The sequence below is a fragment of the Geofilum sp. OHC36d9 genome (genome assembly GCF_052400685.1).
Taxonomy (GTDB): domain Bacteria; phylum Bacteroidota; class Bacteroidia; order Bacteroidales; family Marinilabiliaceae; genus CAZHHH01.
This window is the reverse complement of the sequence record NZ_JBQTGJ010000005.1, coordinates 152,824-166,544: the sequence shown is the minus strand read 5'-3', so window position 1 is coordinate 166,544 and position 13,721 is coordinate 152,824. Positions and strand designations below refer to the sequence as shown.

General features: G+C 40.4%; 5 protein-coding genes. 3 read left to right on the top strand and 2 right to left on the bottom strand.

What is annotated here, in order from left to right; genetic code table 11:
- The first annotated feature begins 79 nt into the window (after positions 1-79).
- Together ACT3CD_RS07905 and ACT3CD_RS07900 are read left to right on the top strand one after the other, a co-directional pair.
- Positions 80-3,151 carry a SusC/RagA family TonB-linked outer membrane protein gene (locus tag ACT3CD_RS07905; RefSeq protein ID WP_444644570.1) on the top strand — a complete coding sequence of 1,024 codons (3,072 nt, stop codon included), beginning with the start codon at positions 80-82 and terminating at the stop codon, positions 3,149-3,151.
- A gap of 21 nt (positions 3,152-3,172) precedes the next feature.
- Complete coding sequence (locus tag ACT3CD_RS07900; protein WP_444644568.1) at positions 3,173-4,744, top strand: RagB/SusD family nutrient uptake outer membrane protein; 1,572 nt, start codon at positions 3,173-3,175, stop codon at positions 4,742-4,744.
- Between the two features lie 273 nt (positions 4,745-5,017).
- Here ACT3CD_RS07900 and ACT3CD_RS07895 read toward each other — a convergent pair whose 3' ends face one another.
- The gene (locus ACT3CD_RS07895) at positions 5,018-8,485 is read right to left on the bottom strand and encodes a ligand-binding sensor domain-containing protein (protein ID WP_444644567.1); all 3,468 of its coding nucleotides are present in this window, start codon (positions 8,483-8,485) and stop codon (positions 5,018-5,020) included.
- Between the two features lie 228 nt (positions 8,486-8,713).
- On the opposite strand from ACT3CD_RS07895, the gene ACT3CD_RS07890 reads away from it, so the two are divergent.
- Positions 8,714-12,844, top strand: a complete 4,131-nt coding sequence (locus tag ACT3CD_RS07890; RefSeq protein ID WP_444644565.1) for a two-component regulator propeller domain-containing protein — start codon at positions 8,714-8,716, stop codon at positions 12,842-12,844.
- Between the two features lie 18 nt (positions 12,845-12,862).
- On the opposite strand, the gene ACT3CD_RS07885 is transcribed toward ACT3CD_RS07890, so the two are convergent.
- Positions 12,863-13,639, bottom strand: a complete 777-nt coding sequence (locus ACT3CD_RS07885) for a hypothetical protein (protein ID WP_444644564.1) — start codon at positions 13,637-13,639, stop codon at positions 12,863-12,865.
- Positions 13,640-13,721 lie beyond the last annotated feature (82 nt).

The window sequence follows — 13,721 nt, the reverse complement described above, 5'->3', positions numbered from 1 at the left end:
GGAAAAATTTGGCGATTGTACCGACTGAATGCCGTCTTAATTCGTGTTGTATTTATGTTAAATTAAGAATTCCAAAATTATGGAAAAAAATTGTTTTTATGGGAAAAATGACCTGTTAAAAAAGGTCAAAAGTCAAGTTGGCAGAGTTTTGCTGCCAGTTTTTGCTGCCTTTATGATTTTATCGTCTGCTTATGGGCAGGGCGGCGGACAGTTGATAACCGGTGTTGTGACCGATGAAGAAAGCACCCCGCTGCCTGGTGTTAATGTCGTCATAAAAGGAACAGCACAAGGGACCGTTACCGATATAGACGGTAAATATTCTATTAATGCATCATCCGATGCAACGCTTCAATTTAGTTTTATTGGATTTGATGAGCAAAATGTTATTGTTGGTAACCAGTCTGTTATAGATGTTGTTCTGTCCACTGCTGCCAGCGATTTGGAGGAAGTTATTGTAGTTGGATACGGTGTTAAGAAAAAATCTTTGGTGACCGGCGCCATCTCCAGCGTTGGGGCTGATGAGATTTCAACAGCACCGGCTACACGCGTCGAACAGGCTATTCAGGGCCGTACGGCTGGTGTGACTATTCTTCCAACTTCTGGATCTCCAGGCGCGGGCGCTAAGGTTAGAATACGTGGTACCGGTTCCAATCTTAACTCAGATCCCTTGTATATTGTGGATGGTATGAAAACCCGTAGTATTGACAATATTGAACCGGGCGACATTGAGTCTATTGAGGTGCTGAAAGATGCATCGTCATCAGCTATTTATGGATCGGAAGGTGGAAACGGGGTTATTATTATTACAACCAAAAGAGGTAAAAAAGGAGAAGGTAAGGTTTCGTATGATTTTCAGTATGGTGTTCAAAGTGTGAAAAGCAAAATGGAGCTAATGAATGCCACCGAGTACACTCAGTACATGAGTGAGCAGGAAGGCGCCAATATTGTGGTTCCTGCCGGAACTGGTAATGGCACCGACTGGTTGGACGAGATTTTTGAGTCGGCGCCGATGCAAAAACATCGTTTGAGTTTTTCCGGTGGTACTGATAAATCAAGTTATCTGGCTTCTGTTTCTTATAATCAACAGGATGGTGTTGTGGGAGGCGATAAAGCTTCGTATGAGCGTTTGTCTTTCCGTTTCAATGGATCCAATAAAATAAAGGATTGGCTGGAAGTCGGTAACACATTTACCTATTCGCATTCCAATCGTAAATCAATCGGTGAAGATGATGAGTACCGTGGTGTTTTGAATAATGCGCTACTCATTGATCCCATAACTCCGGTTTATTATGAGAAGGGAGATGAATCGCAGAAGGTTCTCGATGCCATTGCTGATGGACAAACTGTTCTCATGGATGAGAAAGGGCGGTACTATGCGTTGCCACTTAATGTGGATGGAGAAATTGGGAATCCTGTTGCGAAGTTGTTGACTTATAATAATAAGATTACGCGTGATCAGCTAATGGGAACCATGTTTGTTAATGTGTCCCCCATGAAAGGATTGGTGTTTACCTCTCGGCTGGGGTTGGATATGCTTTACAGTCAGGATCATAACTGGAATAAAAAATACTATTTTTCGTCAGAGAGTCAGAATGGCTCAAATACGCTTAGTGATGATATTCATAAATATTTTACCTGGCAATGGGAAAATTTTGCCAGTTATAATTTTTTAACCGGCGATCACGATGCTACGATTATGGCAGGTTATTCGGCCGAGAAATATCAGCATCCCAATTGGTATATGTATTCAGGTCCGATGGTGCGCGAAGGTGATAAATATGCCTATCATAGCTATTCAAAATCGCGGGAGCAGGACAAGGTTACAGGCGATATAGAGGAACGAACAATGACTTCTGTGTTTGGGCGTTTGTCGTACAGCTATCTCGGAAAATATTTGTTTGAGACTTCTCTTCGACGCGATGCGTCAAGTGTTTATCCGGAGGATAAAAAAGGAGCTGTTTTTCCGGCTGTTTCCGGTGGCTGGGTCATTTCTGAAGAAGATTTTTGGAATGCGCCTTTTATGGATTATCTAAAGGTCAGAGCTAGCTGGGGACAGAATGGTAGTATTTCCAACCTTCAGGGTAATGAGGATAAAGAGTATTGGATTGCTTATAATATTTTTTATCCTTATCCGGCTGAGGATGGTTATTACACAGGTGCCGAAATTGATCGATTGACCAATAAAGAGTTGCTCTGGGAGCGCTCAGAACAGCTTTCTATAGGGGTCGATTTGAGAACGCTTAATAGTACCTTGAATTTTTCTGTGGATTATTACCAAAAGAATACCCGTGACTTAATTGTCGAAGGAACATATCCTGCCTCAATGGGGTATAATTTTCCTTACATTAATGGAGGAGATGTCTCTAATAAAGGTTGGGAATTTGAAGTCGGGTATAATGATATGATCGGTGAGGTTCGAATTAGTGCCAATGCCAATTTCTCGACGCAGAAAAATGAAGTGACTGATTTGCTTCAGGACACCCCAATTGCCGGTGCTAATGTTAGGGGGTACGATTTGACCTGGTTTGCCGAAGGGGAACCTATTTGGTATTTTAATGGATACAAGACCAATGGGATTAACGAAACAACAGGATTACCTAATATTGTTGATGTCAGTAAGGATGGAAAAATCACTTCTGCCGATTTGACCAATATTGGGAATCCGCACCCCGACTTAATTTATGGTGCTAACCTAAGTCTTGAATATAAGGGCATCGACTTTGCTTTGTTTCTACAGGGCACCCGGGGGAATGACATTTATACAGCCTGGTATCGTCCCGATAGACCAACTTCTAATAAACCTACTTACTTCTTTGAAGATCGTTGGACTGAAAGTAATAAGCAGGCTTCTATGCCCCGGGCTAATGGCGATAGCGAATATATTTATCGAAGCGATTTAATGGTTCAGGACGGTTCTTACATGCGTATTAAACAAATTCAGTTGGGTTATTCTTTGCCCAAAGAGGTAATCGGACAGTGGGGCATAGGCCGAACCAGAGTTTATATGTCGTTAGACGATTTCTTTACATTTACAAATTATGAAGGATTGGATCCTGAAGCTGGTAGTACCAATAACTTGAGCCAGGGTATCGACAGGGGCGTTTATCCCATTCCCCGAAAAGTGATGTTCGGTTTGTCTGTTAATTTTTAATCCTTTAAAATGTTGATTATTATGAAACGATATAATTTTTTTAAATATTTGCCGATTCTGTTTTTGTTCCTTTTGTCGGCCTGCAGCGAAGACTTTTTGCAAATTGATCCGGCCGGGAAAATTGAAAGTTCCGACTTTCCTGCTAATGACGATGAAGTCTGGTCGATGATGGTGGGAGGGTATAATCTGATGCAATGGAATTATGGCCGTGACTGGAATAGTGCCTTTTTTGTGAAGAATCTGCCGGCCGATGATGTGAATGCCGGGTCTTCAGCATCTGACCAACTTTCATATCAAAATCTTGATGATTTTAAGAATGAGGCCGATAATACTGTCACTACGGCTATTTGGGAAGGTTTCTACAAAACAATAAATCATTGTAATACGATTATTGAAAGAGTGGGAACATCAAATAGTTTCCGAGAACAAATTGTGGCTGAAGCAAAAGCTATGAGAGCCTGGAATTATTTTGAACTGGTGGTGATGTTTGGAGATGTTCCGTTTTTTACTCAAAATGCGACTGATGATTCAGGATATAACATGCCACGTGTTGCAAAAGCCACCATTTATGAGCAAATAGAAACGGATTTGATAGATGCTATTTCTGTATTATCATTAAAGTCGACTTATTCTGATAATCATAAGTTCCGTATAGCCAAAGGAGCAGCTCAGGCAATGTTGGGTAAGGTTTATCTTTATCAGGAAAAATGGTCTGAGGCGCATGAGGTATTGAGCCAGGTTATACTGACAGAAGGAACTGAGTATGATCTTGAACCTGTATTTGATAATATCTGGCGTCGTGTTGGTGAATTTGGTGTGGAGTCTGTTTTTGAATTAGAGTATACCCAGCAGGAAGGCTATGACTGGGGCAATTTTGGATGGAATGGCGAGCAGGAGTCAAATATTCATGTTCAGTTGATGGGGCCTCGTTCTCCTTTCTTTTCTAATTTGGATAAAATTGGTATTATTCCTGGTTGGGGATTTAATTTGCCTACAGCTAAAATTGGAAGTGCTTTTAATGAGATGGGTGATAACGGACCACGTTACAAAGCGTCACTTATGAGCGAAACGGAGTTTCTTGATGCCGGAGGTTCAATAGTGGCCGATGAAGACGAGGATGGGAATGCGGTTCCCGCGCATGATTATGAAGGCTATTTGCGGTTAAAATATGCCACTTTTGCTTCAGAAACAAATTCCAGAGGCGGTGCTGCTGCCGAATTGAATTATAGCACTAACTGGCGTTTGATCCGTTATGCCGATGTGCTGTTGATGGCCGCTGAAGCTTATAATGAAGATGATAAGCCGGAACTTGGGGTTGTTGAAATAAATAAGGTGCGAAAACGGGCCGAACTCGATGAACTCCCTCTCTCTATTTCTCAGGCAGACTTGCGCGAAGCAATTATTAAAGAGCGTCAACTGGAACTTGCCTTTGAGGGCTGTCGTTACTGGGATCTGATTCGTTGGGGCCTTGCCGAGCAGGAATTGGGAGCGATGGGTTTTATGAGTAATAAACATGAACTGTTTCCCATACCTCAATCCGAAATTTCGGCTAATACGGCTATTAGTCAGGAAGACCAAAATCCGGGACATTAGTAATGTCTTAAACTGGTAGTTTAAAATGATTCTCCCATAGAAGTGGAATTTAAATTTATTCAACATCTATGGGAGAATTTTTGTGGCTTGTTATGGCTTGTTTTGTGACCTTCCTGAAACTGCGTGATATCTAATTTGGCTAATAGGCAAATAATTGTGGCTGATATGATGTGCGCTCATTGGTCGTTGAGCCTTAGTTTTGGTGTCACATGAGACTTCTCTTTATTTTTTATGGTGCCAAGGATTATTACCTATGGCTTGATACAACTCTGGCTAAAAAGGTAATGTAAAATAGAAGGTTGTTCCTTTGTTTTGCTCAGATTCCACCCATATTTCACCACCCATTAACTCGCACAGGTGTTTTGAGATAGATAATCCTAAACCTGTTCCCCGATGGATTTTATCCTGTTGTGGCTCAATTTTATAAAATCGTTTAAATAGAAATTGTTGGTTGGTTTTGCTGATGCCAATGCCTGTGTCTTCTACAAAACACTTGAGGTGCCCCTTATTTTTATCTATTTCGTAGCCGTACTTAATGTATCCTTTTTCAGTGAATTTTATTGAGTTGTTAATGAGGTTTATATAGATTTGACGAACCCGCCGTGAGTCGGTGTTTATTATCAGGTCATCACTGTTATCAGGAGGGGCGCATATTAATTCAATATTTTTGTATTTTAGTTCTTTATTGGCAAGGTAGGTGGGATATAATTCTTTTAGGAATTGGTTAAAATGAACGTCCGCCATTTTTATGACCAGTTGGTTGGATTCTATTATGCTGATATCAATAATATCGTTTATCAATTGGAGTAAGTCCTGACTGTTTTGATGGATAATATGATTGATTTCATGGCGTTCTTTTTCGTCAAACATTTCAGTTTGCAAAAGGTCTATAAATCCCATTATTGCGTTAAGTGGGGTTCTGATTTCGTGACTCATGTTAGCCAGGAAGGCTGATTTTAACCGGTCGCTCTCCTGTGCTTTTATTTTCTCAGCCTCCAGATCCTTCGTCCGCTCTTTTATGAGTTCCTGAAGGTGGTGACGGTGCATTTCCAGTTCTTGATTTTGACGCGTTATCTGATCGTGCTGATTCATTAGTTTTTTGTTGTCCTGCTCAATTTTTTTGTTAAAATTCATGAGCTTTTGATAGGCAGCATACAAATCTTGTGTTCGTTTTTGCACCAGATTTCGGAGTTCTGCCTCGCGGCGTTTGCCGGCATTTATTTTTAGCCGATAGGTTCCTAAGGCAATGCCTATAACCAGAATGGAAAGTAAAATTAAAAACCAGGGCTTTTTCCATAGCGATGTCGGAATATGAAAAGTTAATTCGATTCCTTTGTCGTTATGTATACCACCGCTGTTAATGGCTCTAACCTTGAAGCTATAGTCGCCGGGAGGCAGGTTGGTGTAGGATGCAAAGTTGCGGTTGCCGGCTTCTATCCAATTTTTATCTATTGGTTCCAGAATGTATTGATATCTGTTTTCATCCGGGCTTGTGTAATCCAATAGCGCAAATTCAAAGGAGATGTAATTTTCGTGACGGCTGAGAATGAAATGTTTTGTGCTGTCAATGTCAATTGCTCTGGGTATATTGAATATACTGAAATTGGATATTACAAGTGGCGCAATGTAGCTGGCAAATGAAATCTTTTCTGGCTCAAAAATATTAACTCCTGAATTGCCTCCCATCACTAATAATCCATCATGTGTTTTACAATGCGCATTGATTTCAAAAATGTTGTTCTGAAGTCCGTGGCTTATGGAATAATTGTGGTAATAGTTATTTCTTGGATTAAAGTAAGTAATGCCATCATGTGTTCCCAACCATAGTTGACCATCGTCGTCTTCCAGTATTTGGTATATCGTGAAGGAAGGCAATGTGGAGGGGGTCAGTTTATGTATAAAGTTGTTATCTGCTCTATTGTATAGATTAAGTCCAGCTGATTTGGTGCCAATCCAAAGGTCCCCGTTGGTGTCAATATGCAAAGCTCGTACCTGATTGCCACTTATGGAGTTTGAATCATTGTTGTTGTGTAAATGTTGAATAAGACGGTCCTGTGAGGCATGGTATTCAAAAAGACCATTGTTGCTGGTTCCGATCCAGAAGACGTCGCCTTTGTCTTTTATAATGCGCGTTATGCCAATATTACTTTGTGTGTCGAAAAATTCGTTATGTTGAGTGGGAAGCGGGTCTATTATACCTTTGGAAATAGAGAAACGATAGAGTCCGTTGGTTGTGCCAATCCACAAATGGTCCGGAGCCAGATAAAATAGGTTCCGTACATGCATGTGAAGGTAGTGTTTGAAATTTGTAGTGCCATCCTGTTTGGCGGCTAAGCCTCTTTCGGTTCCAATCCACAACGTTTGGTTGTTGTCAATGGCCAAACATTCAACCCGGTCGCTCGGAAGCGAATTTTTCGTGTCGTTTTTTTTAAAATAAGTAAATTGACCGTTTTTGCGGCTATAACATGTGAGTCCTCCATTTTTGCTGCCAAACCATAAGTTTTGATAACGGTCTTCAATTGTTGAAGTAATGTAGTCATCGCTCAGCCCAGGTTGTGTTTCAGTTCCTCTTGTTAATATAGGAAATGTTTGCTGTCGTCGGTCAAAATAGTGCAAACCTCCGAATTTGGTGGCAATCCAGATTAGGCCTGATTTGCTTTCAATGATTTCACGTATTGCATTGCTTTTAAGGTGGATGCGTGAGTTGTCTTCTGCGCGGAGGAGAATAGGGTTGATGGATGATTGGTTTAAATCAATTATAACCAGACCATTGTCGGTGGATCCTGCCCACAGTATGTTGTGAGAATCAATTAATATTGATTGGTAGGTGCAGTAGTTTAAATTGGTATTGAGTTGTTGCTTAAATCTTATTCTGTGAAAGGTTGCCTTTTTTCGTAAATAATAGAATAGCCCATGCTGGGTCGACAGCCAAATAGTATCGCTGTTATGGGCGTAAATGTCTCTGATATCACCGGTCCGGGGCATATCCTGCCCCGATTTCCAGTTGTTAATAACTGTCAGATGGTGCGTTAGTTCTTTTGCTGGTTTTAAGAGCCACTCTTTGGTAAATTGTTGATAACTTTTGTGGTTTATCAGATATAAGCCGTTTAGAGCTGAGCCGACCCAAACGTTATTGTCTGGATCTATGAATATGGTGTGAATATGATTATCCTGAGAGGGAAGCTCCGTTTTTTTATTATTTAACAATCTGATAAATTCATTGCGTTCCGGGTTGAATACATTAACGCCGTTGGCAGTAGCAATCCATAAAAAGCCATGTTGGTCAACGGTTAAATCGTTAATAACATTGCTCGATATTGAGTTGGTGTCAGTAGTGTGATAAAAACGAGTGAAATACCCGGTATTACGATCCAGTCGGTTCAATCCATTGGCTGTAGCTACCCAAATGTAGCCTTGCTTGTCTTCTGTTATTTTGAGCGGGAAATTGTTGGTTAGTGATGTTGAGTCGTTGGGGAGGTTTTGGTAGATAATGTGATTTTTTCCATTGTATTTTGATAAACCGATGGATTCAATGCCAAACCACAACAGACCTTTTGAATCTTCGAAAACAGCCTGAATCGATTGTCCCGGAATTTTACTTTGTCCTGAATAATGCGTCAGAACATAGGATTGCTCTTTGTTTTGAAAATTATTGGAGCCTGAAACAATTATGTAGTTAAGGTTCAGTGCGGCAAAAAACAGTAGGTATATGCAAGGTTTATGTGGTCTCCAAAGATTCATCCAATGTTGATTCAGCGTTATTGTTAATTACAATCAGTAAACGATTGTTTATTTTTTTTGTTACATTTCAGTCTGTTCCTTTTGATTAATCTGTTGGTCGTATTTTAATGTTTTTTTTTAACCGACATTAAATGATTGTCTAAGGCTAAATTAATATTGTTTTTAGATTTAATGTAATATTTGGTGGTGATACTTATCAGGATGTGTTATTTAAGAACAAAACGTTTTATGTTTACGCGGATATTATTTGCTTTTTGTTTTGTCTTTTTCCTGTTTTTTCAGGCAATGGCGCAACAAACGGCCAATCAATTTCGAAGAATAACAACAGAATGGGGGCTTTCCAATAATCAGATAAATACTATTTTCCAGGATAGTCAGGGGTTTATGTGGTTTGCCACCGTCTCTGGTCTTAACAGGTACGATGGGTTTTCTTTTAAAATATTTAAAAATATTCCCGGTGATGCAAGCTCTCTTCCTGAAAATAGTATTCAACGAATTTGTGAGGATTATTTAGGCTATTTATGGCTATTTACGACTAATGAGCTTTTCTTCTATGATCCGGCACTTGAATCCTTTAGCCGACAACACGTTTTGTTTGCGAAACATCCCGATTTGTCCAGAAACAATATTAACGTCGTTCGAATGAGTGAAGACTCAATGCTTTGGATTGGATATTCGCAGGGTGGCCTTTTTAGGTACGATCCTGCGACTGATTCTTTGCAACGATTTCAATCTCACACAGGTGGCTCAAAAGCCTTGTCATCCAACCGGATTACTGATATTGCATTTGACTCGAAGGGACTGGTTTATGCCGTGAATTATTCGGGCGTTATTGATGTGATAGATCCCCGGAGGCTTTTGGTTCAGGAAAGAATTCAACCCAAATTCGCCTGGGAAATGGGCGACATTCAGCCCGATTTTCACCTGTTTATCGATTCTGAGGATGATTTATGGACTTATTCGTTTAAAAATGGTGGTGGAGTTGTTTTTATTGATCGAAAAAGTAATCGACAAACACGCTATACGGATACCAATGGATCGTTGTCAAACGCCGTCATATCAGGGATAATCGAAGATGATCAGAATCAAATATGGATTGGAACCGATCATGGTGGGGTTAATTTGGTTAATAAAGCCAGTGGTAAAGTGTCGGTGTTAACAAATATACCGGGAGATGTGACCAGTTTAAGTGGCAATAGCATAAATTCTTTGTTTAAAAGCCGTGATGGGCTGGTTTGGTTGGGAACATTTAAAAATGGAATCAATTATTACCATCGTAATTTGTTTCAGTTTGCACTCTTTCGTAGTCAGCCTCACGACGAGGCTAAATTTTTTAATAACGATGTGAATTGTTTTGCCGAAGATATGTATGGAAATCTTTGGATTGGAACCAATGGCGAAGGTTTGGTTTATTATAATCGTCATTTGGGTACGTTTAAACATTATCGTTATAGCAGTGACGATCCCAATAGTTTGTGTAACGATGTGGTGGTGTCGATGTGTGTTGATCATCGTAACCGGTTATGGGTAGGAACTTATCAGGGCGGATTAAGTTGTTATGAAAAGGGGCAGTTTACCACTTTTCGGCATCAGCCAGATAACCCGACATCATTAGCCGATAATCGTATCTGGCAAATTTTAGAGGATAGGTCAGGTCGGCTATGGATTGGCACTTTGGGGGGAGGGCTTGATTTTTACGATGAGTCGACGGGTGTTTTTGTACATCATCGGGTGGGCGATTTTAATTCGGTGAGCTCCAATTATATTTTAGCGCTGCAGGAAGATGCTCATGGAAATATATGGATTGGTACTTCTAGCGGATTAAATAAGTTCGACATTAACACGCAACGATTTTCCTTGTTTAATTACGATGGTAACAGGGAGTCGGGCTTAAGCAACGCAACGGTTTTGTCTTTATGCGAAGATGTTCGTGGACGGCTCTGGGTTGGTACCAGAAATGGGCTGAATTTATTGAATCGTGATGCTTTATCTTTTAAGGTATTTAGGGAAAAAGATGGGTTACCCGATCATAATATTATTTCTATTTTGGATGATGATAATGGAGATCTTTGGATTTCAACTTTAAATGGTTTGTCAAATTTGGTAACCGACTCGGTTACCGGGCTGATAAGCTTCCGTAATTTCGATCGGCTTGATGGTTTGCAGGGCCTTGAATTTAATGAGCATTCTGCCTTAAAAACTTCCCGTGGCGAATTGATTTTTGGTGGGGCCAATGGTTTTAATATTTTTAACCCTTCACAAATTGAAGGTAATCATGATTACTTTGATGTGTTATTGACCGATTTACGTCTGCTCAATAAAAGTGTTGAAATAGGCCATAATACAAAGGGTAATCAGGTGTTGATGAAAGCCTTGAACCTTACCTCCGAAATAGCGCTGAAGCATAACCAGGATGTGTTTTCGATCGAGTTTGCTGCCCTCAATTATTTTCACCCTGAACGAACCAGATTCAGATACCGGTTGGACGGTTTTAATACCGATTGGATTGAAACGGATGCGGCGAACCGTACGGCAACGTATACCAACCTGAACCCGGGAACTTATACCTTCAGGGTTCAGGCATCGGGCAGTGATGGCACATGGAATAATGACGAGACACGTTTGAGTGTGGTCGTTATCCCTCCGTTTTATGCCACACGGTGGGCCTACTCATTATATTTTGTCCTTTTTGTTTTGCTGCTGGTATTGTTAACTTATATAATAAGACGCAGTGAAGCTGTTAAATTTGCAAGGCAGCAAGAAGTTCGTGAGCATCAGCGTGTTCATGATCTTGATAATATGAAGATTCGGTTTTTTACCAATATTAGTCATGAATTTAGAACACCTCTGACACTGATCATAACGCCTCTCGAAAAATTAATTAAAGAAACGACCGATGCATCCATTAAGCAGCAACTGAACTTGATTATGCGTAATGGAAAGCGTTTGTTGACCCTGGTGAACCAATTACTCGATTTTAGAAAAATGGAGGTTCAGGGTATTACCCTTAAATTGTCGGAGGGGGATGTTGTTGCTTTTATCTCCGAAGTGACTTCTTCTTTTGTTGATTTGTTCGATTCCAAATCGATAGAATTTAAAATGGTTTGTGAAATTGATTCACTGGAGATGTGTTTCGATGCAGATAAGTTGGAAAAGGTGATAGTGAATTTGCTTTCCAATGCCTTTAAATTTTCACACGAAAAGGGAAAAGTTGTTTTGACAGTAGGCCTGGTAGAGCCGACAAGCGCGGTTGAGTCGGCTAAATTTCTTCGGATTATTGTGAAAGATGAAGGAATTGGTATTCCTGCTAATATGCAGGAACGTGTTTTTGAACGTTTTTTCCAGACCGGGGAAGATGCCGATGGCGTTGCATATCAGGGTAGTGGTATCGGATTGGCATTAGCGCGCGAGTTTGTGCGTGCCCATGGCGGGCAGATATACCTGAAAAGTGAAGAAGGAAAAGGGAGCTCTTTTATTGTGGAATTACCTATTCAATTAAATTCTGACGCTCTTATCAAATCCCCCATAATGGCGATTCAAAATGATTCGAATCGAGTGTCACCCATTCAGCCATTAAAGCATCAGACTCCGAAAAATGATGGGCCTTTGTTGCTGATTATTGAGGATAATGAGGATTTAAGGTTTTATCTGAAAGAGAATCTGGGACAGATTTATCGGATTGTGGAGGCTGCAAATGGTGACGATGGCTACGAAAAGGCCGCTACCGGATTACCGGATTTAATTATCAGTGATATTATGATGACTGGTATTGACGGTCTTGAGTTGTGTCGTCGTTTGAAGAGTGATGCGCATACTTCGCATATTCCTGTCATACTTTTAACAGCCCGTGTGTCAACCGAACAGGAACTCGAAGGTCTCGACGCCGGCGCCGATGATTATATCACCAAGCCATTTAATTACGAAGTGCTGGCGCTTAAAATTAAAAAGCATCTTGAGATTAAAGAACAAGTTAGAAATAAACTAAGAAAGAGACAGTTTGAAATCGAACCGGGTGAAATAGGTATTACTTCACTGGATGCCAAATTTATTAAACGAGCCATTTCTTTAGTGGAAAAGGATATGGCCAATTCAGATTTTACCGTCGAAAAGTTTAGTCAGGCGATGGGGGTTAGCCGTGGCCATCTGTATAACAAAATGGTGGCATTAACCGGGAAAACACCCATTGAGTTTATCCGTATCATGCGTCTGAAACGTGCGGCTCAATATTTGGCTAAGAGTCAGCTTTCTGTCTCTGAAATTGCATTTAAAGTTGGGTTCAACGATCCCAAGTCTTTTTCGCGCTATTTTAAAGATGAATATGGCGTTTCGCCATCGGTGTATATTAAAAGAACATCCTGAGTAGTTTTCGGGGGTTGTCTATTGTTCGGTTTCCGATTCTGCCAGTATGGCTACGGTGAATAAGCCCAACAAACCGGCTGTTGCCATAATTTTGCCTCCTCCTGTCATTTTTTTGATGTGAAACTGTTGTTGTGTGGTTGATGGAAAATCCTGAGGTGGAACTGACGTTCGGGTAATGTCTGCAATTCTGTATGTTTTATCGATATAGAAAGGTTGATCCGGGGAGTCGTGATAGACTAAAGTTAAGAATATACGATAATATCCGGGACTCTCTTGTCCTTCGTAAGTGCACATATATCCATATGAAAGTCCCAGCGGAATCTTTGTTAATTGTTGTTTGGGAGGTAATGCAAAGAATTCTTGTTCTATTTGAGGTCCTGATAAAATGGCTTTGCTATGAGGCGGAATAAATAACATTTCAGGCTCTGACGATAAGGTCCCTGTTGTGGTGCCCGATGATTCACTGTCCACCCATATTGATCGGGTAGTTGTTGATTCTGTGTTTATTTCTGATTGCCCGCTCCAAAATGGAGTTGAGTAATCGTCGTGAATAACCGACGACTTGGCTTTGTCTAATAATAGTGGCCGTTCTGAATGGTTCGATATCTGAATGGATACGAAGCCTCCATTACCCGAAAATTCATACGAAAATTCCAGTGAATCGGTTTGAGAGGTTATATTTTTAACCGAGTCCTCCTTTTCAACACTAACCAAATTTACATATTGATAGGTCATGCACCCGCTTAATAAATTCATCGACAAAAGGATATATATAATAGTCCTGATTAATTTCATGAGGTTTAGTTTATGATGCGAGTGTATTGGTTTAAAATGATGGTTTAATAGGCGTAACATAAGCCCAAATTCTATGCCAAAT